The sequence below is a fragment of the Levilactobacillus sp. HBUAS70063 genome (assembly GCF_038374745.1).
Lineage (GTDB): Bacteria > Bacillota > Bacilli > Lactobacillales > Lactobacillaceae > Levilactobacillus.
In genome coordinates this window covers 240285-266068 of sequence record NZ_JBANSM010000004.1, presented here as the reverse complement: position 1 = coordinate 266068, position 25784 = coordinate 240285, and the positions used below count along the sequence as shown (strand labels likewise).

Genomic DNA, 25784 nt, shown 5'->3' with positions numbered 1-25784 from the left:
ACTAGTCTCCTCTTTATTTGAATGCGTCGTTACGACTAAACATGTAACTCTTATAATGATACCGCATTGACATGATTAAACCAATCCCTATCAGATTCCCAATCAGGGCTGACCCCCCTTGACTAACAAACGGCAAGGGAATCCCAGTCAGTGGGAGTAACCCGATGCTCATCCCAATGTTTTCGAACACGTGGAAGAGAATCATCATAATGACCCCGGTTGAGATATAGGCGTAAAAGACATTCTTCGTGTCGAACGTGACCCGAATCATTTGATAGATCAGGAGGAAGTACAGGAAGATCAGGATACACCCGCCGATAAATCCGAAGTTCTCCCCAATAACAGAGAAGATCATATCGGATTCCCGCACGGGAACGTAGACGTGGGACACGTTGAAGCCGGTCCCGAAGATACCGCCGGACCCCACGGCCTTCATGCTTTGCCACAGCTGATAACCGCTGTTAGATGTGTCTTGTGAGGGGTGTAACCAGGTGTCGACCCGGGAGAATTGGTAGGCCTGAAAGCCGATCTTCTCCAGAATCTTCCGCCCGGCATCGGTGGTGACCAGCGCTAACGCGGTTCCCCCAACCCCACCGACAATCGCAAAAGCCGGCGCGATAATCTTCCAGGTGATCCCCGAGACCAGCAGGACCCCACCGACAATGGCGAAGAACACCAGCATGGTCCCGAAGTCATTTTGCAACTTGAGCAAAACGGCCACTGGCAGGGTCCAGAGAATCAACTTCCCAATCAGGACCCAGTCCGTGCGCATCGTGTGAATCGGGTTCAGGTTGTTATGCTCCGTCACGACCCGCGCCAACATCAAGATGAAGGCGGGCTTCATAACTTCAGACGGCTGGAAAGTCAGGCTGCCGATGGCAAACCAGCTCCGTGCCCCCGTATTCTGATAGTAAGCCCGACTGTAGAAGACCAACACCGCCAGTAACAGGAAGATTCCCAACCCGTAGAGTAACGGGGCCACCTTCCACAGTTGCTCGGAGTCGAATTGCATAATAATGATAATCGCTACCGTCCCAATGACGTACCACACCAGCTGAGAAGCCACGGCGGACGTGACACTCGTGGCGCTACTATCATGGGTCGCGGCGACGTAGATGGACGCCAGCCCGATTAAGGCTAGCATTAGGACACAGAAGATAATTCCCCAGTCAATCCGGGAATCCGTCTCGTTCCGTTGTTCTGTCGCATTCTTTGCCACAATGATTGCTCCTTAATTCAAACTAAGTTTTGTCTCTAGTATAAAGGCCGCAGTGAACTTTAACGATCCACTGCGGCCAATTTTACTAAAAATTATTATCCGCGATGAAGGTGGTAATCCCGCAAGAGCAGTTCAACGCCCTCGTCTACGGTCTTCACGCGATAAACGTCACCATCGTTCAGCTGCGCTTCAAACCGGTCTTCATTTGGTTTAACCGTGCCGATCGTGTCTTGACCAATCTTTAGAATGGACATAGTCGTGCCGTCTGGCAATTCTTGTTCATCGACCGTCACTTGGACAGATTTTTCTCGTTTACTCATGACAACTCTCCTTTATTTAGTGGGGGAATTTTTATCAAGGCCCATTTCCTTGCGGTAAGCCCGTTCGGCCGCAAAATTACGGCGTAGCGTGAAGTGATCCGGTACGGGGTCCACGCCACCACGAACGAAGGGATGGCACCGTAAGATTCGTGCCAACCCCATGAGGCCACCCTTGAGCGCGCCGTGCTTGGCTAACGCCTGAAGCATATAGTTTGAACAAGTCGGATAATACCGACACGTCGGGGGAAAGAGCGGCGAGATGAAGCGCTGATAGCCCCGTACCAATTTCGTCAGTAACCACTTCATGGCCAGTCCCCCTTGTCGTCCTGTTAGTTGTTTTCCTTGGCCGTCTTGGTATCCATGTGTTCGAGGAGCACGCCGGCACCCTTCGCCACGTTATCCAGTGGGTCTTCGGAAATGATGACCGGCACCGTCAGCCGTTCGGAGAAGAGCTTGTCAATGCCGTCCAGGAGCGCCCCACCACCGGTCAGCATGATGCCGCGGTCAATGATGTCCGCAGCCAGTTCGGGTGGTGTCGTTTCCAAGACCGCCATGGCAGCCGAAACAATCTGTTCGACGGAATCGTGGATGGCCAATTCGACTTCGGCGGCCGTAATGGTCGTCTCCGTTGGCATCCCGCTGACCGAGTCCCGGCCCCGGACGTCCATGGTCTTGTCTTCATTGCCGGGTTCTGGGTAGGCCGTCCCAATCTTAATCTTGATGGTTTCGGCGGTCCGTTCCCCAATGATCAGGTTGTGATGGTGCTTCAGGTAGTTCACGATTTCCGTGTTCATGCGGTCACCGGCCACCCGAATGGAGCGGCTAGCCACGATGTCGCCCAGGGACAGGATGGCAATGTCACTGGTTCCCCCACCCATGTCGATCACCATGTTACCGCTTGGCTTGAAGATGTCCATGCCGGCACCCAACGCTGCAACCTTGGGTTCGTATTCCAAGTAAACCTTGGCGCCCCCGGACTTCTCGGCCGCCTGAATGATGGCCTTACGTTCGATCTCGGTGATGTTCGTTGGGGCGCAGATCATGATGTTGGGCTTAGAGAGAAAGCCCTTGACGCTTAATTTATTGATGAAATAGGAGAGCATAGCTTCGGTGATATCGAAATCAGAAATGACCCCGTCTTTCAAGGGACGAATTGCGCGGATGTTGCCGGGCGTCCGACCAACCATCCGGTAAGCTTCGGAGCCCACCGCTAATACCTTATCAGTCTTCGTGTCAATTGCAACGACTGATGGTTCATTTAATACGATACCCTTGCCGACCACGTAGATTAAAACGTTCGCAGTCCCCAAATCAATTCCAATGTCTTTCGCCATACTTATGCGTCCTCCTGATTTTTAATGCCAATTTTCAACATTTCATTATACCATAATCTACCTGAACTCTAAACGGTTTCTCGCAGAAGCCCCGGAACTAAACAAATTGTTAACGTTTAGCCCTAGTCTCTGGCGTAACTAAAGGTCAAAAGACAGAAATCGACTAAAACTATGGTCATCGCGTAACTCATGGCGTTAAGTTTAGTCGGTTACAGTTTCGCAGTGGAAAGCGATCGCCTTACTGTTCGTCAAATATGGGTTGGCGCGCGGTGGGCGGACCGGAAGCCCGCTTTCCAGGCTGGAGGTGTCCCCCATAGCAGGCGTAGGCTCCTGGCAGGCGTAGGCTCCTGGTTTCACCAATTTTAGTGGACAGAACACTGCCGCCACGGGAACCAGCGCGTTTATTCTACTTTCAACCTTTAGCTGGCGTAATAAAAAAGGCGGCCACGAGTGCCACCCAAATAAGTTCTAATTCTTAACGTGTGCGTTCTTTAAAACCACCGTGTCGTCTTCAGGGAAATCAACCCGTTTGACCTCGGCACCCAGCGCCGTCAACTTCTTGTGGAAGTCGTAGTAGCCCCGGTCCAGGTACTTCAGGTTGGTCACCTGCGTGTAGCCATCGGCCACCAAGCCGGCCAGAACCAACGCCGCAGCCGCCCGTAAATCGGTAGCGGCCACTTCGGCACCGTTAAAGTCGGTTGGCCCGTGCATGACCACGGTCCGACCGTTGATTTGGAACTGCGCGTTCATCCGCCGCAATTCTTCGAGGTGCATGAAGCGATTCTCAAAGACGGTCTCGGTCATCGTACTGGTCCCCTCAGCGGCCAACTGCAGAATGGTCATCTGCGGCTGCATGTCGGTTGGGAAGCCCGGATAAGGGAGCGTCTTCACGTCGGTTGGTTGGAGCCGTTCTGGGCCGATGACCCGAATGCCACGGGGTTCTTCGGTCACCTGAACGCCCATCTCCTGAAGTTTGGAGATCAACGGCTTATTGTGTTCAACGATTCCATCCTTAATCAAGACGTTGCCTTGGGTCAGCGCCGCCGCAACCATGAAGGTCCCCGCTTCGATCCGGTCCTGAACCACGTTGTGTTCGGTCCCGTGCATCTTCTCAACGCCGTCAATCCGCAGCGTTTCCGTCCCGGCCCCGCGAACGTGTGCCCCCATCTTATTCAAGACATTAGCTAAGTCCACGATTTCAGGTTCACGGGCAACATTATCGATCACGGTCGTCCCCTGCGCAAGGCAAGCGGCCATCATGATATTTTGTGTGGCACCAACACTAGGGAAATCCAAGTAGATATGAGTTCCCTTCAGTTGATCGGCAAAGGCTTCGATATAGCCGTCGTGCTGTTCAATCCGGGCGCCTAAGGCTTCCAGGCCCTTCAAATGCAGGTCGATCGGCCGGGTGCCAATCGCACAACCACCGGGTAACGCCACGCGAGCGTGGCCTAACCGGGCCAGTAGCGGTCCCATCACCACGATGGATGCGCGCATCTTGGAAACGTATTCAAATGGTGCTTCACTTGAAACTTGGTGGGTCGCATCGATGGTAACTTCCCGCTGCTTTTCGTTGAAATCAACGCGCAGGTTCAGGAAACGAAGGACCTTGTTCATCGTATAAACATCTGATAAAACTGGAACATTTGCTAAGTGGGTGAGTCCATCTTGGCCCAGAATTGAGGCTGCCAGAATTGGCAATACCGCGTTCTTTGCCCCTTCAATATTTACCTCACCGTTTAAGCGGTTCCCACCATGAACAATAATTTTTTCCATGGGATACCTCCAAAAGAATTTTCGGGCTTGCCTATAGTAAATAGCCCAGATTACGAACATTATTGATGAAGTCTAAAAAGAACGAGCTGCAGCCATAACCGATTGCAACCGACAACATCACAATCACCACCCGCGCCTGCCGTGGATATACCGACATGAGGCGCTCGATGTGTAACGCCGAAATTGCCCAAAATGCCAAGGCAATGAAGGTCAAATGGCTAATAATGGTTAAAATTCCCTGCAGCCCGATAAGTTTCATTAACTCAATCCTTTCTAAACATTCTCACCAACTATAGCATAATTTTTCGTCCTTGTCCTTGAAATTCCGGCGAAATCGGCGTTTGTAATATTACATTTGGCGTTATTAATAATTTTAACTGAACAAACTATAAGATATTTCAATGATTAGCATTTTGGGGACTGCTTGCCTTTAAAAATACTCTATAAATTATTCATCCGTCACCCGTTAATTATTTATAATGGTCTAGCTTTTAAAAAAAGCCGAACTTTAAATAGACCACTTGGCCAAAAGCTCGGTATTTTCCCATTGTCGCCCCCTTTGACGAGGATGACCAATCCGGAATCGAGGGCAAAATAAAAAGACCATTCCCGTTAGTGAGAATGATCTTTTAAAATTGTGCTTAATGGTTAGCGACATTAATTCGGTTGATGGCCCGCCGCAAAGCGACTTCAGCCCGTGCCAAGGTGTCTGCATCGTGTTCCTCTTGCGCCTTTTTAATGGCGGCTTTCGCACGATCCCGAGCACTTTCGGCACGACCGACGTCAATATCGTCTTGACGTTCCGCACTGTCAGCAACAATGGTGGCGACATTATCGGAGAACTCGAGGAAGCCACCGTTTACGGCAACTTCGTCTTCTTCACCATCATGTTTAATCCGCACTTCATCGACTTCCAACGAGGAAATGACGGGCACGTGATTGGGCATGATCCCGAGTTGACCTAGCTTAGTCTTGATGACTAAGAGCTCACCATCGTGTTCATAGACCCGGCCATCTGGGGTTACGATACTAACGGATAATACTGATTGATTATCAGCCAATTAGAATCCCTCCCTAGTTGTTGGCAACGGCAGCGTTCATTTGCTTAGCCTTTTCAACGGCGTCTTCAATCGCACCACAGTTCCGGAAAGCATCTTCTGGTAGGTCATCATACTTACCAGCTAAGATTTCCTTGAAACTCCGGATGGTATCGGACAACTTCACGTACTTCCCATCCATACCCGTAAACTGTGAAGCAACGGAGAATGGTTGTGACAGGAAGAATTGAATCCGCCGAGCACGGTTAACAATCGTTTGTTCTTCTTCGGAAAGTTCATCCATCCCTAAGATAGAGATGATATCTTGCAATTCGTGGTACCGTTGCAAGACGTGTTGAACTTCCGTTGCCACGTCATAGTGTTCTTGACCGATGATTTCAGGGGCCAAGGCCGTTGACGTTGAAGCCAATGGGTCCACGGCTGGGTAAATCCCTTGTTGCGTTAAGGCACGTTCCAAGTTAGTCGTGGCATCCAAATGGGCGAAAGTCGTGGCAGGAGCAGGGTCGGTATAGTCATCGGCAGGCACATAAACGGCTTGAATCGAGGTGATTGACCCCTTCTTCGTTGACGTAATCCGTTCCTGTAACTGACCCATTTCAGTAGCCAGCGTTGGTTGGTAACCAACGGCTGAAGGAATCCGACCCAACAGGGCAGAAACTTCAGAACCGGCTTGCGTAAACCGGAAGATATTATCGATGAAGAGCAGCACGTCTTGGCCCTTAACATCACGGAAGTATTCCGCAATCGTCAAACCAGTCAATGCAACCCGCATCCGGGCACCAGGAGGTTCGTTCATCTGACCATAAACCATGGCCGTTTGCTTCAGAACCCCGGAACCTTTCATTTCCCAGTACATATCGTTACCTTCACGGGTCCGTTCACCAACACCGGTGAAGACGGAAATCCCGTTATGGCCTTGAGCAATGTTATGAATTAATTCTTGAATTAAAACGGTCTTACCAACACCGGCACCACCGAACAACCCAATCTTCCCACCACGAACGTAAGGTTCGAGTAAGTCAATAACCTTGATACCCGTTTCCAGGATTTCAGTCGTAGGGTTTAATTCGTCATATTTAGGTGCATCACGGTGAATTGGCATCCGTTCTGCGTCTGGTCCAAATTCGGCACCGCCGTCAATTGGGTTCCCCAAAACGTTGAACACCCGACCAAGCGTGTCATCACCAACAGGAACAGAAATCGAAGCCTTTGTGTTTTCGACTTCCATGCCCCGGCGAAGACCATCGGTACCGTCCATGGCGATCGTCCGCATAACCCCGTCACCTAATTCCAAGGCAACTTCGGTTACAAGGATACTACCATCATCTTTTTTGATGTTAAGGGCGGTGTTGATGTCAGGTAATTCATCATTCAGTGGGAATTCAACGTCAACAACAGGTCCGATAACTTGAACAATTTTACCAGCACTCATTATTCGTTAATTCCTCCCGTCATTAATTATTTAAGGCTTCCTGACCACCCGTAATTTCGGTGATTTCAGTGGTAATCGCTGCTTGCCGTGCACGGTTATAGTGCAGTTGCAACGTATCAATCAAATCATCCGCATTATCGGTGGCTGATTGCATCGCATTAGAACTTGATGCGTGTTCGGAAGTCTTCGCGTCCAAAATAGCGCCGTATACCAGGCTTTCTGCGTATTGTGGCAGAACGACTTGTAAGACTTCTTCTTCAGAAGGCTCCGTGTCGTATTCAGCCGTCAACGGTGCTGCTTTCGTATCGTTTGCCGCATCGGAAGACAAGGTTTCCTTATCAACCGGTAGCATTTTTTCAGCCCGAAAATGGGATGAAATCCGGTTTACAAAGTGGTTGTAGCAGACAAAGAGCTGATCAAACACCTCGTTGTCAAACATCGTGGTAACGGTCTTGACAATTTCCCGAATTTCATTAAATTCAGGAACATCGCTGACCCCACGGTATTCGTAAGCCACGTTGATCCCGCGGTTCCGGTAGAAGTCGGCACCGGTTCCCCCAACGGCTAACACCATGTAGTCGTCAGGATTAGGTGTCCGTTCTTTGATGAACGTATTGGCTTCGCGGAGCACACTACTATTATAGCTACCCACCATTCCACGATCGGAGGTGATCACTAAATATGCGGTTTTCTTTACTGGACGGTTCGACTGTAGGCTACTTGAGGAATTATCTAACAGATGAGACTGTGAAAGATGCATAACGACAGCCTTAACTTTCGAAACATAGTCTTGGTAGCCGACTGCGTGTTTCTGAATCTTATTTAACTTCGCGGTCGAAACCATGTGCATCGCCGCCGTAATCTGACGGGTCGCTTTCGTGGAATTAATTCGACGTTGAACGTCATGAATTGATTCAGCCATTATTTCTCACCATCCTTCCTTCAAGTAATCTTAATTAGCCGTGTCAGCCGCCTGATTGTCGGCCTTAGCAGTTGGTTGGAAAGTTGCATCGAATTCAGCAACGGCCTGTTCCAGGGCATCGCCTTCTGGCAAGTTCCCGGTCTTGGTAATCGTGTCTTCGATGTCTTGATGACTGGCGTCCATGTAGTCGAACAGCTCGTTTTGGTAACGTAAAACGTCCTCAATTTCAAGCTTGTCCAAGTGACCATGCGTCAGCGCAAACAAGATAATAACTTCCTTAGCAACTGGAACGGATTCATGCAAGCCTTGCTTCAAGACTTCCACGGTCCGCGCACCACGGTCCAGTCGAGCCTTCGTAGCGGCATCCAAGTCAGAACCGAATTGCGCGAAGGATTCCAGTTCACGGTAGGCAGATAAGTCCAACCGCAACGTCCCGGCAACCTTCTTCATGGCTTTGATCTGGGCGTCACCACCAACCCGGGAAACAGAAGTCCCGGCATCCATGGCTGGCCGAATACCAGAGTAGAATGAATCACTATTCAGGAAGATTTGACCATCGGTGATAGAAATAACGTTGGTTGGGATGTAAGCAGAAACGTCCCCAGCTTTGGTTTCAATGACAGGCAACGCCGTCATGGAACCCCCACCGAGATCGTCACTTAACTTAGCAGCCCGTTCCAGCAAACGGGAGTGGGTGTAGAAGATATCACCAGGATATGCTTCACGACCTGGTGCCCGCCGTAAAATCAGAGAAAGTTCACGGTAAGCATCGGCTTGCTTGGTTAAATCATCATAAACGATCAAAACGTGCTTGCCGTTGTGCATGAATTCTTCACCCATGGCAGCACCGGCATATGGCGCGATGTATAGCATTGGCGCTGGTTCGGAAGGACTAGCGGTAACGACAATCGTGTAGTCCATGGCGCCGAATTTTTCCAGCGTTGCGACTTGAGCACGCACCGTAGAAGCCTTCTGACCAATGGCAACGTAGATACAGATCATGTTTTGACCCTTTTGGTTAATGATCGTATCGATGGCGATAGAGGACTTCCCAGTCTTCCGGTCACCGATGATCAATTCACGTTGACCCCGTCCAATTGGAACCAAGGCATCGATGGCTTTAATCCCGGTTTGCAGAGGTTCGCTAACCCCTTGCCGTTCCATAACACCAGGTGCTTTGTGTTCGATTGGCCGCGTCTTGTCCGTGGAAATGTCCCCTTTACCGTCAATTGGCCGGCCCAGTGGGTTAACAACCCGACCGATTAATTGATCGCCAACGGGAACTTCCATGATCCGTCCAGTCCGCTTAACAGAATCGCCTTCAGTGATTCCAGTAAAATCACCCAAGATAACGATACCCACGTCACTGGATTCGAGGTTTTGGACCATTCCATAAACCCCGTTATCAAACAACAGCAACTCACCTTGCAAAGCGTTGTTCAGACCGTGGGCCCGGGCAACACCATCACCAACGTAAGTAACCGTACCAGTTTCTTCAACTGAGATTTCATCCTTGTAGCTTTCTAATTGTTGTTTAATTAGAGCACTGATTTCCTCAGCTTTAATGCTCATGAAAGTTTCACCTCTTTATTACCGAATTCGTTATGCTAGCAGTTGCTGCCGTAAACGATTGATTTTTGTTCGTAAGCTACCATCAAGAACCGTGTCAGCAGCTTTAACGATGACCCCGCCGATCACTGAAGGATCGACGCGACTCGTCAAGATAACCTTATCGGCTCCTACACGCTTGGCGTAAGAAGTCTCGATCTGCGTCTTTTGGTCGTCAGTCAAAGGTACTGCCGTGGTTACTTCAGCGTAAACCGTATGGTTCGCCTCATCATACATGGTCTGGAATTGGTCAACAATGTCGACCACGTTTTCCATCCGGCCATAGTCATATACCATTTGAACAAAGTTCTTGATATATGGCGATGCGTCTTTCAGTAACGGTTGCACTAAAGCTTCACGTTCAGCAACCTGCAGGCTAGCGTCTGAGAGCAAAGTGCTCAATTGCGGGTTGTCCTGGAAGATACTTCGAAGTTCTTTGAGCTCTGTGAAGCCTGACTCCAGTTGGTCTTTTTCGGACAACAGTTCAAATAATGCTTTTGCGTAGCGTTTCGCTACAGTTGCCCTATTAAGACTCATGTTGCTTCCCCAACCCTTCGATATAAGAATCAATTAATGCCTTTTGATCGTCAGCTTTCAATTCTCGTTGAATGATCTTGGAAGCAATCTCAATAGATAGGTCCGCCACGTCATTGCGGGCATTGACCAGGGCATCTTGGCGTTCTTGCTCAATGTCCTTTTGGGCATTTTGCTTCAACGTCTGTGCATCTGCTTGAGCTTGGGTCACGATTTGTTCCCGTTGTTGTTGACCATTCGTCTTCGCATCGTTAACAATCGTTTGTGCTTCGGATCGTGAATTAGCTAACGCGGTTTGCCGCTTCTGAACTAAGTCAGCAGCTTCATTCCGTGAGCTTTCAGCGGAGTCGATATCATTGCTGATCTTGTCGGCCCGATCCTGCATCATCTTGGTCACTGGCTTCCAAGCCAGCACCTTAACGATCCACAGTAACAGTAAGAAACAGATAACATAGAAAAGTGAATCACCGAAGTAAAGCCCTGCGCCAACCACTAAATGTGAGAGCATCTATTGACACCTCCTTCTACTATCAGATATAAACATCATCGTGTTTAAAACTACTTGTTCATAACCATCAAAGCAACAACGAAGGCAATGATAGGCATAGCTTCAACAAGCCCAACACCGATAAACATGTTCGTCCGTAATTGACCTGAAAGTTCAGGTTGACGGGCCATACCTTCTAGCATTTTGGCGATAATAAGACCGTCACCTACACCACCACCAATAGCGGCTCCGGCCATAGCGATACCAGCTGCAATAGCTCCCATAATCTTTGTTTCCTCCTTAAATTATAAAAAGACTTTATTCCTCAACTTCAAGCTTTTGAGAAATGTAAACTGATGACAACGTAACGAAGACGAAGGCCTGGATTGCGCCCAAGAAGGCGGAGAATCCTTGCCAAGCCATTTCGAGTGGTACAGCGACTATCATCGTTGCGATGCCATGTGACGCTGCGAGCTTCCAGATTATCCCCAGTAGCATTTCACCAGAGAAGATAACCCCGAAGATACGTAGACCCAACGTTAAGAAGTTCGTGAACTCTTCAAAGATACTGATAATTATCCAGACCTTGAAAGGCTTCAAGTAGTTCTCAAAGTGAGTTTTATAACCCAATTTATTTATCCCTGCAAACTGCGCAAGCATCAACGTCATCAATGAAAAAGTCAACGTCGTGATTGGATCGGACGTAGGACTCCGGACGATGGTGGCACCGTTCGGCATCGCGATATTGAGCATTAAACCCAATTCGTTCGACAGGAACAGGAAGATAAATAACGTGAAACCATACAATCCAAAGCCGCCAATTTCCTTGGCAGGAATGGACCCCTTCAAAATTCCGTTGGTAAAATCAATCAGCCATTCCAAGAAGTTTTGCCCCTTGGTTGGCTTCATGGCCAAATGTCTGGAAGTGAAGAATACTAAGGCAACCACAAGAACAAAAACAATAGATGCAGAAACAATGTTTGCCGTACTAAACGTCAATCCCAGAAATTGGAAGGTCGAAACTGGACCATCATTCACCGAATATCACCTCTTTTCAACACTATATGGACGCGGTTTCTCGAAGGCTGCACCTAACGTTTTCATCAAGTTTTCTTTCGAGAACTGCGGAATAGTGAACGAAGCGAGCGCTCCATTCAAATACACTGGAAATGATACCACCAATTCAGCTAAAAAACAAAACAATTTTTTACAGTCTAAACATTATTCACAACTTGGCTAAACTTAGATCTGAAAAGGATCGGAACCGTTTTCACATCCTGTTTGCGCGCGCAATTAGCCTCCATAAATTCTTCGACTTGTCAAGCGCCTTTCTGTAAATAAGTCCGGTTAAGCCGAAATCGGTGTTTCACTGCCGGATAAATCGCTCGCAAGCCCGGCCTCACCCCCATTTCGGGAAACAAATAAGAGACCCAGCCCTAAGCTGAATCTCTTTAAAGTTTACTTCGTCCCAAACAAACGATCACCAGCATCGCCCAGTCCAGGGACGATGTAGCCATCTTCGTTCAAGTGATCATCCAAAGCCGCCGCATAAATGTCGACATCTGGATGAGCTTCGCGTAAGGCCTTAACGCCTTCGGGTGCGGATACTAAACAAACGAACTTCATGTTCTTTTCGCTGGCACCGCGCTTGACCAAGGCATCGATTGCCATGATGGCCGAACCACCGGTCGCCAACATGGGATCAACGATAAAGATTTGCCGTTGATCAATATCGGAAGGCATCTTAACAAAGTATTCATGGGGCTGCAGGGTCTCCTCGTCACGGTACATCCCAATGTGACCAACCTTTGCAGCGGGGATCAACTCTAAGATCCCATCGACCATCCCAATACCGGCCCGTAAGATTGGCACAATCGCGACCTTCTTACCGGCAAGTTCTTTGGCCGTCATCTTGGCCACTGGTGTCTCAATAACCTTATCCTGTAATGGCATGTCGCGTGACACTTCGTAGGCCATTAAAGTCGAGATTTCATTAACTACCTCGCGAAAACTGCGGGTACCGCAGTTCTTGTTCCGAATAATAGTTAACTTGTGTTGAATCAACGGGTGGTCGAGTACTTGAAACTTCCCCATGAATAAACGCTCCTTTATGATTTCTTATAATTGTACCATTATCTACGCTATCAGAACGGACAAATTTTGAATGAAAACGTTTTTTCAAAAAGTTTATGGCAAAGCGGTTAAAGGATGCGCCTGGGTCAGCGCGTGAACCTGATTCTTAACCTCCGCCAAAACAGCGTCATCATTGGGATTCAGTAGCGTCTTAACGATTAAGTCGGCAACTTGACGACTCTCATCGGCGTTGAAGCCCCGCGTGGTAATCGCCGGCGTCCCCAACCGAATCCCCGAGGTCTTAAACGGACTGAGCGTTTCGTTAGGAATGGCTTCCTTGTTGGTGGTAATCATCACGCTATCCAACAGCTCCTGGGCCTGTTTCCCGTTCAGCTCGGTGGCGGACAGGTCCAGCGTCATCAGATGGTTATCCGTACCGCCGGAAACCACCCGCACCGTAGGCGATTGCTTGAATTCATCGGCCATGGCGGCGGCATTCGTGATGATCTGTTGCGCGTAGGTCTTAAAGTCCGGCTGTAGGTCTTCGAAGAACGCCGCGGCTTTCCCGGCAATCACGTGTTCCAAGGGTCCCCCCTGGGTGCCCGGGAACACGGCGGAGTTGATCCGCTTGGCGTTCTCGGCTTGCGACAAGATTAAGCCGCCTCGTGGGCCGCGCAAGGTCTTGTGCGTGGTGGTCGTGACCACGTCGGCAATCCCCACTGGACTGGGATGGAGCCCCGCCGCTACCAGGCCGGCGATGTGGGCCATATCGACCATCAGGTAGGCGCCCACCTCATCGGCAATGGCGCGGAAGGCGTGCCAGTCAATCGTCCGGGAATAAGCCGAGGCGCCGGCCACAATCATCTGCGGCTTAACCTTTAAGGCCAGGTCACGAATCATCTCGTAGTCCAGGAGTTCCGTCTCGGGATTCAGGCCATAGCTGTAAGCTTCGTACAGCTTACCGGAGAAGTTAACCTTGGCGCCGTGGGTCAGATGCCCGCCGGCGTCCAGACCCATCCCCAGGATCGTGTCGCCAGGCTTCAAAAATGCCGCATAGACGGCCTGATTAGCCTGTGACCCGGAGTGAGGTTGGACATTGGCGTATTCGGCGTTAAACAGCTTCTTAGCACGGTCAATGGCGAGTTGCTCCACGACGTCGATGTACTGGGTGCCCCCGTAGTACCGTTTGCCCGGATACCCTTCGGCGTACTTGTTGGTCAATACGGAGCCCTGGGCCGTCCGAACGGCGTGACTCACGATGTTTTCCGAAGCAATCAACTCAATGGTCTCCTCTTGCCGCCGCTCTTCGTCGGCAATGGCGCCCCATAACGCTGGATCTTGTTCTTTAAAATTCAATGGCGATCCCTCCTGAACTATAGTTGTCACTATTTTACCAAATTTCACCCAGCTGCGGGGGAAGTTTGGCCTATTTATATTTTTATAACCCGGCCCCCGCGCAACGCAAAAAGACGCGGTCCCCGTAGTCTCTCGACCATCGGCCACCCCGTCTCCTTCAAGTGTTTATTTCGTAAAATGTTGTTGTCCCGCCGACTTGTTCAGCCGGTTCATGTAGGCGGCGCCCAAGCCTTCCGGCGCAAAGCCCTGCGCCAGAATCCCGGTAACCGGCGACTCCAAATCATAGTGGCGGAGTCCCGCAAACAAGCGGTGGCTGGCACTGGCCATATCGGCCCCTAACGAAAAGGCCTCGGTGTTGGCCGGCAACGTCTCGTGATCCAACGTCCGGTCCAGGGCCATGACGCCAATGGTACCGGGCTGTTGGGCCGCCCAAGCCAGTGCGGCCGGCCAATCGGCTTCATCGTCCACAATCGTGACCTGAGCGTTCGGCGCGTAATGCTTGTATTTCATCCCCGGTGCCTTGGGAATCTCACCCTTGCCCACCTTGTGATGGTTCGACTGGACCGTGCCAATCACGGCTTCCAATTGTTCCTCGGTGACGCCGCCCGGCCGTAGAATGGTCGGCACCGGCGTGGACATATCCAAGACGGTGGATTCGACCCCCACCCGGGTTGGGCCGTCGTCCAAGATTCCGGCAATCTTGCCGTTCAAATCATGGTAGACGTGTTGGGCCAGGGTCGGACTCGGCTTGCCGGACGTGTTGGCGGAAGGCCCCACCAGCGGAACCCCGGCAGCCTCGATCAGATCCAACGTCACCTGGTTGGCCGGATTCCGGAAGGCCGCCGTTTCTAGACCGCCGGTGACGGCCTTGGACAACTTACCCGGTTGTAATTTAAAGATCAACGTCAATGGTCCCGGCCAGAACGCCTTAATCAGCGCCTCGGCCTTGGCAGACAACGGCTGCGCGTATTGCTTCACCGTGGCTTCGCCCGTCACGTGAACAATCAAGGGATTGTCGCTGGGCCGCCCCTTCGCGAGGTAGACCTGCTTAACCGCCGCCTCGTTAGTGGCATCCGCCCCTAAGCCGTAGACGGTCTCCGTGGGAAATGCCACGAGCTGACCGGCTTGAATAGCGGCGGCCGCCTCTTTGATTTGATTTGGTTGAAAAATTTTTGTTTCCATAAAGTTCTCTTCTCTCCCATCGCCAAAAAAACTAGAGTTGCACGTGAACCATCCGGTCGTGGCCGTTGATGTCCTGACGGATGGTCACGGTCGCCGCGGGTAAAGCCGTGGTGAAAATGGCTTTGACTGCGGGGCCCTGACGATACCCAATCTCGGCAAAGAACTGGCCACCCGGCAACAGGTAGGTGGCTAAACTATCCGCAAATCGCTGATAGAAGGCCAACCCGTGATTGGCGGCAAACAGCGCCTGGTCCGGCTCATAGCGCTTCACGGAAGCGTCCATGACGGCCGTCTCGTCTCGGTCGATATACGGCGGATTGGAGACAATCACGTCGAAGCGCCGCCCACTGACTGGGGCGAACAAATCACCCGTGACCAGCTCAACGGGCGCCGCCAGACGCTGGGCGTTGGTTCGTGCCACGGCCACGGCTCCCGTCGAGATATCACTCGCCGTCACGGTCCACTTCGGACGCTCAGCCTTGAGCGTGACCGCAATCGCGCCGCTACCGGTGCCGATGTCGAGGACGCTAAGGGGCGTCTCGTCGTCCGTGGCAGCCAAAATCCAGCCCACCAGTTCTTCGGTTTCCTGCCGCGGAATCAGCGTGGCCGGCGTGACCGCAAAATCGCGACCGTAAAAGTTTGCGCGACCCAGCACGTACTGCGCCGGCTCACCGGCAGCGACCCGGTCGAGTTGCGCCCGAAACGTCTGCGCCTCGGCGGCCGACATGACCGCGCGGTAGTGCAGGACCAGCTGGGTAAACGTCCACCCGTGGGCTTCGGTCAGCAGATACTGTGCCGCGCTGGGGTCCTGGTGGGCCGCCGTCAACTGGTCCTGACCCTGCCGGAGGGCCGTCAAATAGGTCGGCTGATTAGCCATTGTTCTTCAAGTCTTCGAGCTTAGCCGCCTGATCGGATAGGATCAGTGCATCGATGATGTCATCGAGTTCGCCGTTCATCACCCGGTCAAGCTTGTTTAGCGTCAGCCCAATCCGGTGATCTGTGACCCGGTTTTGCGGGTAGTTGTAGGTCCGAATCCGTTCGGAACGGTCCCCCGTCCCCACGGCAGACTTCCGTTCGGCGTTGTAGGCACTCTCTTCTTGTTGCTTGTAGTAGTCGTAGACCCGGGCCCGCAAAATTTGCATGGCCTTCGCCCGGTTTTGTTGTTGTGACCGTTCGTCTTGCATGGCCACGACAATCCCGGTTGGCAAGTGGGTCATCCGTACGGCGGAAGACGTCTTGTTAATGTGTTGCCCACCGGCACCGGAGGAACGGTAGACGTCGGTCCGAATATCCTTAGGATCGATATCGATGTCCACGTCCTCTTCTTCCGGCATCACTCCGACCGTTGCGGTACTCGTGTGCACCCGACCGGCCGATTCCGTGACGGGCACCCGTTGAACCCGGTGCGCGCCGTTTTCATACTTGAGCTTGGAGTAGACCTTGTCACCGGTAATCATCATCACGATTTCCTTAAAGCCCCCAACTTCGGTGGCGTTCTCGTCGACGATTTCCGTCTTCCAGCCCTGACGTTCGGCGTACTTGGAGTACATGCTGAAGAGGTCCGCCGCAAAGAGGCTGGCTTCATCCCCACCGGCGGCCCCGTGGATTTCCATGATGATGTTCTTATCATCGTTAGGGTCCTTCGGCAAGAGCAAGACTTTAATTTCTTCTTCCAGCTTTTCCTTTTGTTCATTTAAATCCTTGAGCTCGTCTTTGACCATGGCATCCATGTCGTCATCGAGCTTTTCACGAAGCATCTCGTCGTCATCCTTAATCTGTTGGGTGACGTCTTGATATTGGTGATACTTGTCGACCGTCTCACGCAACTCCCCTTCTTCCTTGGAGAGCGCCATGAAGCGTTGCGTATCCGCAATGACTTCTGGGTCACTGATCAATTCATTCAGCTCGTCGTAGCGATCCGCTACAGCTTGGAGCTTATCAAACATTTCGTCCATTCGATTAACCTCGTTTCATTTCTTCATCATTTATTTCAAAATTCTGGCGTGCTTCGTGCGGCACAAAAAGTCGTATTGCGTCCGCGCCGCTAAATACGACTACCTCTCGCTAAGCCAGCTTACCATACCTGCCGCTTAACACCATGCTTTTTTGCAAAAATGTCAGTCGGTCTTTCGGCCAAGTGGTGGTTGACCGCGTTATTTGCCAATCTGATCCAAAGGGGGATTGAAGTAGTGACGCCGGCAAACGGGATAGTAGGCCTCGTTACCGCCAATCTGAACTTGTTCACCTTCGTACACGGGCTGGCCCTCGTGGAACCGCAGATTCATGATGGCCTTCTTGGTACAGAACCAGCAAATCGTCTTCATTTCCTCAATCTTGTCCGCGTACAGCAACAAGTATTTAGACCCCTCAAACAGGTCGTTCTTGAAGTCATTTTTCAAACCAAACGTCATCACCGGAATCTTTAACTCGTCAACGACCTTGGCCAATTGGAGCACGTGTTCCTTCTTCAAAAACTGCGCCTCATCAATTAGAACACAGTTGGCGTGCGCGTCAATGCGCTTGATTTCATCGTACAGATTGGTCTTTTCAAAGATTGGATGGGCCTCGCGCTTCAACCCAATGCGACTGGCGATGTAGCCGACCTCGTCACGGGTGTCCAGCCCACTCGTCATGATAATGACCCGCTTATGTTGTTCCTCATAGTTATGGGCGACCTTCAAGATTTCAATGGTCTTCCCACTATTCATTGCACCGTACCGAAAAAATAGCTGCGCCACGTTATTCCCACCTTTTTGACAGTTTTCATCTATTATAGCTGATTCCCTAGGAAAATTCGACCGTGACGCCGGCAAACTTCTTGGGATTTTATCAAAGTTCGGGCTTAGTTCTCCCCTAAACGTTGAAAAAATGCTAAAATTAGGGCTTGAATATTAAGGAACCCGACATTAAAAAATTTGTCGCGATTAAGGAGCGAACTATCCATGTCATTAAGAAGCGGCTTTGCCACCTTCGCGGGGAAATCCTCTTACTGGTTTCTCCATACGTTTCTTCACGGAGGCAGCTCTCTGCCCGGGAAGATTACGCTGAAGCTGGACCCCAACATTTTACGCACCCTGGGCGCCAAATACGACGTCATCGTCATCACCGGAACCAACGGGAAGACCCTGACCACGGCGCTGACGGTGTCCGTCCTCCATCAAAAATACCCGGCGATCCTCACCAACCCAACCGGTTCCAACATGGAACAGGGGATTGTGACGACCTTTCTAAACGCCAAGCATCCCAAGACCGGCCGCCCACTGGCCGTCTTGGAGGTCGATGAAGCCAACGTCATTAAGGTGACCCAGTACATCGAACCCAAGGCTTTCGTGTTCACCAACATCTTCCGAGACCAGATGGACCGCTACGGTGAAATCTACACGACCTACCAAAAGATTCTCGATGGCGTGGCCTTAGCGCCCAACGCCACCATCATTGCCAACGGGGATTCCCCCATTTTCCATTCCAAGGAATTACCGAACCCCATCGAATATTATGGCTTCGATGACCAACCCGATCAGGACCTGAAGGCCAAGCCCAATACGGATGGCGTCCTGTGTCCGGTCTGTGAACACATTCTGCACTACCATTCCCTGACCTACAGCAATCAGGGCAAGTATTTCTGCCCCCACTGTGGGTTTGAACGCCCAGAATTGACGTACCGGTTGACCAAGCTGGGGGAACAGACGCCGACCTCCTCCGAATTCGAGGTGGACGGTCACGCCTTCAAGATTGGCGTCGGCGGAACCTACAACATCTACAACGCCCTGGCCGCTTACTCGGTTGGCCGCTTCATGGGGGTGGCTCCCGCCCAGATTGCCCGGGCCTTCACCGGCAATCAGCAGGTCTTCGGGCGCCAAGAGGTTATCGACGTGGATGGCAAACAAGTCACGATTATCCTCGTCAAGAACCCCGTAGGACTGGACCAAGTACTCCACATGATTGGCACCGACAAGCAAAAATTCTCGCTGGTGGGCCTGCTGAACGCCAACTACGCCGACGGGATCGATACCAGTTGGATCTGGGACGGTGACTTCGAACAACTTGCCAAACGGGATATTCCAACCGTGATTACCGGTGGTGAGCGCTACAAGGATATCACGTTTAGACTCAAGGTCGCGGGTATCCCCGACGACCGGCACATCGTGGAACCCGACTTGGAAAAGGTTGTGGACGAGATCAAGAAGGTCCCTACCGACCGGGTCTACGTGCTGGCGACCTATACGGCGATGCTACAGATGCGTAAAATTTTGGCCGCAAAGGGCTACATCAAGGAGGGATTAGGCGTATGACCTACGAATTAAATGTGGCACACCTCTACGGAAACTTGATGAACACCTACGGAGATGTCGGCAACATTCTGGCGCTGAACTACTATGCCAAGCAAATGGATGTCCACTTAAACGTTAAGATTGTGAGTCTGGAAGAAGACTTCCAAGCTGCCGATTACGACCTCGCCTTCTTCGGCGGCGGTCAGGACTTCGAACAGACCATCGTTTCAAAAGACATTCAGACCAAAAAGGCCGAACTCACCAAGTTCATCGAATCCGGTGGACCACTACTGGCCATCTGTGGTGGCTTCCAACTTCTCGGCCACTACTACATCGGGGCCGATGGCGAGAAGCTTCCCGGGATTGGCGCGCTAGACCACTACACGTTAGCCCAGGACCACAACCGCTTCATCGGCGACATTGTGATTAAGAATCAAGAAACCGGTGAAACCTACCACGGCTTCGAGAACCACCAAGGCCTGACTTACCTGGGCGCCGGCGAACGGCCACTGGGTAACGTGGTCAGCGGCAAGGGCAATAACGGCGAAGATGGCACGGAAGGCGCGATTTACAAGAACGTCTACTGCTCCTACTTCCACGGCCCTATCTTGACCCGTAACGGCGAAATCGCCAAGCATCTGCTGGTCGCGGCGTTGAAACGCAAGTTCCCTGACGCCGATTTCAGTCAACAGGAAGCCCTGCCGATTCCGGCAACCTTCTAAAACCACTAAAGCTGGCATGAATCCCTCTCTTGAGGCGGTTCATGCCAGCTTTTTTGAACACTGACTATTTGTTAAATGATTACGTCCAGACACCATCCTGGCAACTTCATTCAAGCTGGTCGCCTTACCGTTCGCCAAATTTGGTCTGGAACGCGGTGGGCAGGACGGGAAAAGCCCAAGAGCTGTCATTTTCCCTCACTTGAAACCGCCCCAAACCGGCGATTCCCAGTCGCCATTTTCTAACCGACAAGAGCCAACTGTTAAGGGAATCCCATGGCTGAGCTCATCTGGGGTTTCACTCCCAGCTAGAATGGCAGATGCCCACAATGGTTGGCTAAAATCACGACAGCCAGACCATCATCGCCGATTCACCCAACTTGCAGAATCCACGACGATCACCCAAACCCCCGCACTTAGCTAGTCATACGAGCTAGCGTGAACGCAGCCGGGAGTGAAGCGGAATCTAGGCTCAGCCGGGGGATTTAGCGGTGTTCTTTGCCGCTAAATCGGTGACTTTGAGACGCGGGTTTTCCGGCTCAAAGCAAGGTTCGAGACCGCTCTATGGCTCGGGCCGGCCTTCCCCAGCGATCCAGCCTAGATGCCGCGAACGGTAAGGCGACCAGTCCACGCTAGTCCCTATTTCTCAGCCAAGTACGTGCCGATCACGGCGTTGCGCTGGTCCAGATACGGCAGGTTCGGTGCGACCGGGTGGACCCGATTCGTCAGGAACACCATCGCCTGGCGGGCAACCTGGTCGATCACCAGATAGGTTCCCGTGAAGCCGGAATGCCAGATGACCCGGTGACTGGTCGGCCACTGCGAGGCGGTCAGCGCCCAGCCCAACGACCGGTTGGCCCGGCCGTTGGGGGTCCAATCGGCCGTCAGGTTCCTTACCCAGGTTGGCGGGAGGACCCCCGCTGCCTTTTCCGGATACAGATAGGCCTGACAGAACGTGGCTAGGTCGCGGGCCGTGCTGAAGAGGCCGGCCGACCCACAGCGCCGTTGTAAGACGAATCCCTTGGGATCGTGCACCGCCCCGCGAATCAGCCCCCGCTCCCGGGTCACAGCCGTGGGGACGCAAGCCATTGGCTGTTGCGGCGTAAAGGTGCTGTGGATCATACCCAGCGGCGTCAACACCCGCTTCTGGATGGCGGTCTGGATGGGCTCGCCCAGAATCCGCTCAACAATCCATCCCATGAAGATGTAGTTGACATCGGCGTAGATCATTTTTCGATTAAACGTCGGTCCCACGTGTAGCTTGAGCAGCGCCGCCGATAAGTCCTGGGCGTTCAGCTGATTTCGGTTGGGGATGTAGCCGGTGATACCGGACGTATGCGTTAACAGATGCCGAATGGTCACCCGCCGATCCGCCCATTCCGGCAACCAGTCGCTCAGCGAATCACTTAGTCGCAAGCGCCCCTGTGCCAGGAGTTGCAGGGTCACACTCAGGGTGCCCACAACCTTCGTCAACGAGGCCACGTCGTACACCATGCCCGGCCGTAAAATCTCGGGCTGGGGGACCAGGGCCGCTCGTCCCAGCTCCCCCGTTTCAACCCGGTCTTGATCGACAAAGGCATAGCTCACCCCGGGGACAATGCCATCGCGAATCAGTCGGCGTAACGCCGCTTTGGTTTGTGGATACGTCATATCTACCGCCTACTTTCTCTCCGTTCCATTCTACCCCGAACGCCGGGACCCTGACCACTGGATTATCAAGATTTAAGAAATAGCGATCGCTCACCTAACCGGCGTACGTCCCTTGGCAAACGACCAGGCGACCGTTCACCGTAGCTAAAAAGGCCCTGGACACCAAGTCCAGAGCCTTTCATTATCGCAATTAAGCCAAGTTATTCCCGGCAAATTGACTGTTATACAGGTCGGCGTAGAAGCCATCGGCCGCCAATAAGCTATCGTGATTCCCCGTTTCAACGATGTGGCCGTGATTCATGACCACAATGTTTTCCGCGTTTTGAATCGTGGATAACCGGTGCGCCACCACGAAACTCGTCCGGCCCGCCAATAAGCGTTCCATGGCTTGTTGAATCAGCATTTCCGTCCGCGTGTCGACCGAACTCGTGGCCTCATCCAAGATGAGCACGTCCGGATCGGCCACGAAGGCCCGCGCAATCGTCAACAGCTGCCGTTGCCCTTGGGAAATATTCGAAGCCGCTTCGTTCAAGACGGTGTCGTAGCCATCGGGAAGTTGCCGAATGAAGGTGTCCGCGTGAGCCGCCTTGGCTGCCGCGTAGACCTCTTCGTCGCTCGCATTCTCCCGGCCATACCTAATATTATCGAAGATGGAACCGGTGAACAACCAAGTATCCTGAAGCACCATGGCAAAGTGCTTCCGCAATTCCGGCCGCGATACGCTGGTCGTGTTCTCACCACGGTACTTGATCTGACCGGAACCCACGTCGTAGAAGCGTTCCAACAGGTTAATGATGGTTGTCTTCCCGGCACCGGTTGGCCCCACGATGGCGACCATTTCACCCGGCTTGACCTTAAGATTAAAGTCTTCAATCAGTGGAGTCTTAGGATCGTACTGGAAGGCCACGTTATCGAATTCAATCACGTTGCCCGCGTCTGCCGTCTTAGCTGGCAACGCCGCATCGGCGGATTCGTCCATTTCCTTTTCGTCCAAGACCGCAAAGACCCGTTCGGCGGACGCAATCGTCGCCTGAATGGTGTTGGTCAAATTGGCCATCTGAGTAATCGGTTGTGAGAATTGGTTAGTGTATTGCAGGAAGGCCTGCACGTTCCCCAAGCTAACCTGCCCGTTGGCCACCTGAATCCCACCGATAACGGCGACGGCCAGGTAGTCCAAGTTCTTCACGAAGTTCATCAGAGGGAAGATCAGACTCGACACGAACTGCGCTTTCCAAGCGGAACGATAATACTTTTCGTTGTGCTTTTCAAACTGTTCCTGCGTGTTCTGTTCCTGGTTAAAGGTCTTCACCACGGTGTGGCCCGCGTAGGTCTCTTCAACCGTATCGTTCAGTAGCCCCAGGTTCTTCTGTTGACTGGCGAAGAACCGTTGTGATTTCGGCGCCACAATCATGACGACGACTAAGCTCAACGGAACCGACAGCAACGCGACTAAGGTTAGCCACCCACTAATCGTGAGCATCATGTACAGCACCCCGAAGAACGTCAGAACACTGGTCACCAGTTGGGACAGCGTCTGTTGCAAGGTCCCACCGATGTTATCCATATCGTTAGCCATCCGCGACATCAAGTCCCCGTTACTATGCGTATCGTAGTAACTAATCGGGAGGTGCTGCATCTTTTGCTTGAGATCACGCCGCAGTTGGTAAACGACCTTCTGGGCAATCCAGTTCATAATCACTTGTTGAATCACGTTGAAGACCGCCGCGGCGGCGTACATGATTCCCACGACCAGTAGGATTTGGCCAATCTTACCGAAATCAACCGGTAAGCTGTGAATTGGAATACCAGCCTTTAATTCGGCTTGGCCCTTGAGCACCCCTTTAAACAGCTCGGTCGTGGCTTTTCCCAAAATCTTAGGGGTCTTAATCTGCAAAATAACCGCAATTGCGGCAAAAACTAACACAATCACAATGCCTGGAATCCAACGGCCCATGTAACGGAAGAGCCGAATCGTCGTGCCCCAGAAACTTTGTGGCCGCTGTTTAGTTACGGATCCGCGTCCATTACGCATCGACGACATCCCCCTTTCGGAGTTGTGAGTCCAGAATTTCTTGGTACGTCTTGTTGGTGGCCTTCAGCTCCTCGTGAGTCCCTTGACCCACGATCTTCCCGCCATCAATGACTAAGATGAGGTCGGCATCGGCCACAGTAGAAACCCGTTGTGCCACGATAACCGTCACCCCATTTTGAACCTGCTCATCCTTTCGCAGTTCTTGCCGCAGTAAGGAATCGGTCTTGAAGTCCAAGGCAGAGAAGGAGTCGTCAAAGATGTAGACGCTCGCCCGCTTCAAAATGGTCCGCGCGATGACTAGTCGCTGTCGTTGACCGCCGGAGAAATTATCCCCGTCTTGTTCAACCACAGCGTCCAAGCCACCCTCTTCTTTAACGAAGTCGCTGGCTTGTGCCACGTCTAGGGCGTGCCAAATCTGACTATCCGTGGCGTCCGGCATCCCGTAAACCATGTTACTCCTGATGGTTCCGGAGAAGAGGACGGCCTTCTGTTGCGTGATGGAGATGGCCTGATGCAAGTCGTGTTGACTGACCGCCGTCAGCGCCGTCCCGTTCACGCGAATTTGGCCGCTCTCGGGGTCAAATAACCGCGGAATCAGGTTGACCAGCGTGGACTTCCCAGAACCGGTCCCCCCGATGATGGCCACCGTCTGACCGGCCGTGGCGTTAAAGTTCACGTTGGCTAAGGCCAATTCCTCGGCGCCGGTGTAACGGAAATTAACGTGGTCGAACGTCAAACTGGCCTGCGTATCGGCCAAGCTAACGGGTTGATCGGCATCGTTAATCTTAGACTTCAGGTCCATGACTTCGTTGATCCGTGCCGCAGAGGCCTGGGCCCGGGGAACGAAGACGAAAATCATGGAAACCATCATGAAACTAATCAGAATCTGGGTGGCATAAGTCATGAACGCGACCAGATTCCCCACGGCCATGGATTGGCTGGCGATCAACTGGCCACCATACCAAACAATTCCGATGTTGGTGCCACTAATAATTAACGTAATCACGGGAAACATCAGCGAAACAATCATGAAGACCTTAATCCCAGTCTGGGTATAGTCTTGGTTGGCGCCTTCGAACCGGTCTTGTTCAAACTTATCTTGGTTGAACGCCCGGATAACCCGAACCCCGGTTAATCCTTCACGGAAGGTTAAGTTAATCCGATCAATCTTCTTTTGTAAGCTCTTAAATAAGGGCACCGCAAAATACATGATGGTCCCGGTAAAGATAGCCAATACCGGTAGGGCCACCAGAAAGACCAGCGTTAGCTTCGGACTCTTCACGTAGGCCAAGACCCCGGCCCCAATCAGCATGATAGGCGCCATCAACATCATCCGCAGCATCTGCACCATGACGTTTTGAATCTGCACCACATCGTTGGTCGTCCGGGTAATCAGGGACGCGTTCCCCACCGTCTCAAATTCTTCGGTTGAGGAGAACGTAACCTTCTTGAACAGTGATGTCCGGATACGTTGACCCATCCGTTGAGACTGCGTTGCCGCATAGTAGACGTTACCCGCGGAACCCAGAACCCCAATGAAACTCAGCAGGAGCATTTTCCCACCGGTCTGCCAGATGTAGCCAATGTCGTTTTGTGCAATCCCTTTATCAATAATATCAGAGGTTAACGTTGGCAACGAAAGATCACAAATAACTTGAATGATCATAAAGCCCACAGCAAGGACTACTGCCCACCAGTCCAAGTGTTTTCGGGCAAGTCGCATCATTGAATTTTGGCCTTCTTTCTTCTCTTTTATCTCTGGAAACTGTATAAACTACATATGTGGCAATTATACTCGCCTGAAATTCGTT

At 51.9% G+C, this 25784-nt stretch carries 25 protein-coding genes; 2 read left to right on the top strand and 23 right to left on the bottom strand.

Annotated elements, in window-relative coordinates; genetic code table 11:
- Positions 1-13: 13 nt before the first annotated feature.
- The 20 genes from V8I28_RS08080 to V8I28_RS07985 form a co-directional block, all read right to left on the bottom strand.
- Positions 14-1219 (bottom strand): FtsW/RodA/SpoVE family cell cycle protein, encoded by a 1206-nt coding sequence (locus tag V8I28_RS08080; RefSeq protein WP_341779605.1) that lies wholly within the window; start codon positions 1217-1219, stop codon positions 14-16.
- A 95-nt stretch (positions 1220-1314) separates the two neighbouring features.
- On the bottom strand, positions 1315-1539 hold the full coding sequence (locus V8I28_RS08075; RefSeq protein ID WP_341779604.1) for a DUF2969 domain-containing protein: 225 nt from the start codon (positions 1537-1539) through the stop codon (positions 1315-1317).
- 12 nt (positions 1540-1551) lie between these two features.
- Complete coding sequence (gene yidD, locus V8I28_RS08070; RefSeq protein WP_341779603.1) at positions 1552-1845, bottom strand: membrane protein insertion efficiency factor YidD; 294 nt, start codon at positions 1843-1845, stop codon at positions 1552-1554.
- 23 nt (positions 1846-1868) lie between these two features.
- The gene (locus V8I28_RS08065) at positions 1869-2873 is read right to left on the bottom strand and encodes a rod shape-determining protein (RefSeq protein WP_341779602.1); all 1005 of its coding nucleotides are present in this window, start codon (positions 2871-2873) and stop codon (positions 1869-1871) included.
- A gap of 468 nt (positions 2874-3341) precedes the next feature.
- Positions 3342-4649: a UDP-N-acetylglucosamine 1-carboxyvinyltransferase gene (gene murA, locus V8I28_RS08060; protein WP_341779601.1), complete on the bottom strand. Its 1308-nt coding sequence runs from the start codon at positions 4647-4649 to the stop codon at positions 3342-3344.
- Positions 4650-4680: 31 nt separating this feature from the next.
- The gene (locus tag V8I28_RS08055; protein WP_168898763.1) at positions 4681-4908 is read right to left on the bottom strand and encodes a DUF1146 family protein; all 228 of its coding nucleotides are present in this window, start codon (positions 4906-4908) and stop codon (positions 4681-4683) included.
- A gap of 382 nt (positions 4909-5290) precedes the next feature.
- A complete protein-coding gene (locus tag V8I28_RS08050; protein WP_341779600.1) occupies positions 5291-5710 on the bottom strand; it encodes a F0F1 ATP synthase subunit epsilon in 420 nt (139 codons plus the stop codon).
- Between the two features lie 13 nt (positions 5711-5723).
- Complete coding sequence (gene atpD / locus V8I28_RS08045) at positions 5724-7139, bottom strand: F0F1 ATP synthase subunit beta (protein WP_233669782.1); 1416 nt, start codon at positions 7137-7139, stop codon at positions 5724-5726.
- A 22-nt stretch (positions 7140-7161) separates the two neighbouring features.
- A complete protein-coding gene (locus V8I28_RS08040) occupies positions 7162-8061 on the bottom strand; it encodes a F0F1 ATP synthase subunit gamma (RefSeq protein WP_341779599.1) in 900 nt (299 codons plus the stop codon).
- 30 nt (positions 8062-8091) lie between these two features.
- Positions 8092-9633: a F0F1 ATP synthase subunit alpha gene (atpA, locus tag V8I28_RS08035; protein ID WP_341779598.1), complete on the bottom strand. Its 1542-nt coding sequence runs from the start codon at positions 9631-9633 to the stop codon at positions 8092-8094.
- 30 nt (positions 9634-9663) lie between these two features.
- Positions 9664-10206 (bottom strand): ATP synthase F1 subunit delta, encoded by a 543-nt coding sequence (atpH, locus tag V8I28_RS08030; RefSeq protein ID WP_341779597.1) that lies wholly within the window; start codon positions 10204-10206, stop codon positions 9664-9666.
- On the bottom strand, positions 10196-10711 hold the full coding sequence (gene atpF, locus V8I28_RS08025; protein WP_341779596.1) for a F0F1 ATP synthase subunit B: 516 nt from the start codon (positions 10709-10711) through the stop codon (positions 10196-10198). Before atpF ends, atpH begins: the two co-directional genes overlap by 11 nt.
- A 50-nt stretch (positions 10712-10761) precedes the next feature.
- Positions 10762-10974, bottom strand: a complete 213-nt coding sequence (atpE, locus tag V8I28_RS08020) for a F0F1 ATP synthase subunit C (protein WP_168898770.1) — start codon at positions 10972-10974, stop codon at positions 10762-10764.
- 34 nt (positions 10975-11008) lie between these two features.
- Entirely contained in the window at positions 11009-11728 is a 720-nt protein-coding gene (gene atpB, locus V8I28_RS08015; protein ID WP_341779595.1) for a F0F1 ATP synthase subunit A, read from the bottom strand.
- Positions 11729-12148: 420 nt separating this feature from the next.
- Positions 12149-12784, bottom strand: coding sequence for a uracil phosphoribosyltransferase (gene upp, locus V8I28_RS08010; RefSeq protein WP_233669776.1), 636 nt, complete (start codon positions 12782-12784; stop codon positions 12149-12151).
- A 93-nt stretch (positions 12785-12877) separates the two neighbouring features.
- Complete coding sequence (gene glyA / locus V8I28_RS08005; RefSeq protein ID WP_341779594.1) at positions 12878-14119, bottom strand: serine hydroxymethyltransferase; 1242 nt, start codon at positions 14117-14119, stop codon at positions 12878-12880.
- Between the two features lie 165 nt (positions 14120-14284).
- The gene (locus V8I28_RS08000) at positions 14285-15301 is read right to left on the bottom strand and encodes an L-threonylcarbamoyladenylate synthase (protein WP_341779593.1); all 1017 of its coding nucleotides are present in this window, start codon (positions 15299-15301) and stop codon (positions 14285-14287) included.
- Positions 15302-15332: 31 nt separating this feature from the next.
- Positions 15333-16178, bottom strand: coding sequence for a peptide chain release factor N(5)-glutamine methyltransferase (prmC, locus tag V8I28_RS07995; RefSeq protein ID WP_341779592.1), 846 nt, complete (start codon positions 16176-16178; stop codon positions 15333-15335).
- Positions 16171-17256 (bottom strand): peptide chain release factor 1, encoded by a 1086-nt coding sequence (gene prfA / locus V8I28_RS07990; RefSeq protein ID WP_341779591.1) that lies wholly within the window; start codon positions 17254-17256, stop codon positions 16171-16173. Before prfA ends, prmC begins: the two co-directional genes overlap by 8 nt.
- A gap of 198 nt (positions 17257-17454) precedes the next feature.
- On the bottom strand, positions 17455-18039 hold the full coding sequence (locus tag V8I28_RS07985; protein ID WP_341779590.1) for a thymidine kinase: 585 nt from the start codon (positions 18037-18039) through the stop codon (positions 17455-17457).
- A gap of 204 nt (positions 18040-18243) precedes the next feature.
- Between V8I28_RS07985 and V8I28_RS07980 the strand changes: the two genes are divergently transcribed.
- Together V8I28_RS07980 and V8I28_RS07975 are read left to right on the top strand one after the other, a co-directional pair.
- Positions 18244-19593: a Mur ligase family protein gene (locus V8I28_RS07980; protein WP_341779589.1), complete on the top strand. Its 1350-nt coding sequence runs from the start codon at positions 18244-18246 to the stop codon at positions 19591-19593.
- Positions 19590-20294, top strand: a complete 705-nt coding sequence (locus V8I28_RS07975; RefSeq protein ID WP_341779588.1) for a type 1 glutamine amidotransferase — start codon at positions 19590-19592, stop codon at positions 20292-20294. The genes V8I28_RS07980 and V8I28_RS07975 overlap by 4 nt, the downstream gene beginning before the upstream one ends.
- 636 nt (positions 20295-20930) lie before the next feature.
- Here V8I28_RS07975 and V8I28_RS07970 read toward each other — a convergent pair.
- The 3 genes from V8I28_RS07970 to V8I28_RS07960 form a co-directional block, all read right to left on the bottom strand.
- On the bottom strand, positions 20931-21941 hold the full coding sequence (locus tag V8I28_RS07970) for a serine hydrolase domain-containing protein (protein WP_341779587.1): 1011 nt from the start codon (positions 21939-21941) through the stop codon (positions 20931-20933).
- Between the two features lie 190 nt (positions 21942-22131).
- A complete protein-coding gene (locus V8I28_RS07965; RefSeq protein ID WP_341779586.1) occupies positions 22132-23973 on the bottom strand; it encodes an ABC transporter ATP-binding protein in 1842 nt (613 codons plus the stop codon).
- Positions 23966-25699: an ABC transporter ATP-binding protein gene (locus V8I28_RS07960; RefSeq protein ID WP_341779585.1), complete on the bottom strand. Its 1734-nt coding sequence runs from the start codon at positions 25697-25699 to the stop codon at positions 23966-23968. The genes V8I28_RS07965 and V8I28_RS07960 overlap by 8 nt, the downstream gene beginning before the upstream one ends.
- Between the last annotated feature and the right edge of the window lie 85 nt (positions 25700-25784).

What these genes read in the sequence shown, in the direction of transcription:
- V8I28_RS08075 (WP_341779604.1), bottom strand. Translation starts at nt 1,539, where the DNA reads ATGAGTAAACGAGAAAAATCTGTCCAAGTGACGGTCGATGAACAAGAA.
- yidD (WP_341779603.1), bottom strand. Translation starts at nt 1,845, where the DNA reads ATGAAGTGGTTACTGACGAAATTGGTACGGGGCTATCAGCGCTTCATC.
- V8I28_RS08065 (WP_341779602.1), bottom strand. Translation starts at nt 2,873, where the DNA reads ATGGCGAAAGACATTGGAATTGATTTGGGGACTGCGAACGTTTTAATC.
- murA (WP_341779601.1), bottom strand. Translation starts at nt 4,649, where the DNA reads ATGGAAAAAATTATTGTTCATGGTGGGAACCGCTTAAACGGTGAGGTA.
- V8I28_RS08055 (WP_168898763.1), bottom strand. Translation starts at nt 4,908, where the DNA reads ATGAAACTTATCGGGCTGCAGGGAATTTTAACCATTATTAGCCATTTG.
- atpD (WP_233669782.1), bottom strand. Translation starts at nt 7,139, where the DNA reads ATGAGTGCTGGTAAAATTGTTCAAGTTATCGGACCTGTTGTTGACGTT.
- V8I28_RS08040 (WP_341779599.1), bottom strand. Translation starts at nt 8,061, where the DNA reads ATGGCTGAATCAATTCATGACGTTCAACGTCGAATTAATTCCACGAAA.
- atpA (WP_341779598.1), bottom strand. Translation starts at nt 9,633, where the DNA reads ATGAGCATTAAAGCTGAGGAAATCAGTGCTCTAATTAAACAACAATTA.
- atpH (WP_341779597.1), bottom strand. Translation starts at nt 10,206, where the DNA reads ATGAGTCTTAATAGGGCAACTGTAGCGAAACGCTACGCAAAAGCATTA.
- atpF (WP_341779596.1), bottom strand. Translation starts at nt 10,711, where the DNA reads ATGCTCTCACATTTAGTGGTTGGCGCAGGGCTTTACTTCGGTGATTCA.
- atpE (WP_168898770.1), bottom strand. Translation starts at nt 10,974, where the DNA reads ATGGGAGCTATTGCAGCTGGTATCGCTATGGCCGGAGCCGCTATTGGT.
- upp (WP_233669776.1), bottom strand. Translation starts at nt 12,784, where the DNA reads ATGGGGAAGTTTCAAGTACTCGACCACCCGTTGATTCAACACAAGTTA.
- V8I28_RS08000 (WP_341779593.1), bottom strand. Translation starts at nt 15,301, where the DNA reads ATGGAAACAAAAATTTTTCAACCAAATCAAATCAAAGAGGCGGCCGCC.
- prmC (WP_341779592.1), bottom strand. Translation starts at nt 16,178, where the DNA reads ATGGCTAATCAGCCGACCTATTTGACGGCCCTCCGGCAGGGTCAGGAC.
- prfA (WP_341779591.1), bottom strand. Translation starts at nt 17,256, where the DNA reads ATGGACGAAATGTTTGATAAGCTCCAAGCTGTAGCGGATCGCTACGAC.
- V8I28_RS07980 (WP_341779589.1), top strand. Translation starts at nt 18,244, where the DNA reads ATGTCATTAAGAAGCGGCTTTGCCACCTTCGCGGGGAAATCCTCTTAC.
- V8I28_RS07975 (WP_341779588.1), top strand. Translation starts at nt 19,590, where the DNA reads ATGACCTACGAATTAAATGTGGCACACCTCTACGGAAACTTGATGAAC.
- V8I28_RS07970 (WP_341779587.1), bottom strand. Translation starts at nt 21,941, where the DNA reads ATGACGTATCCACAAACCAAAGCGGCGTTACGCCGACTGATTCGCGAT.
- V8I28_RS07965 (WP_341779586.1), bottom strand. Translation starts at nt 23,973, where the DNA reads ATGCGTAATGGACGCGGATCCGTAACTAAACAGCGGCCACAAAGTTTC.
- V8I28_RS07960 (WP_341779585.1), bottom strand. Translation starts at nt 25,699, where the DNA reads ATGATGCGACTTGCCCGAAAACACTTGGACTGGTGGGCAGTAGTCCTT.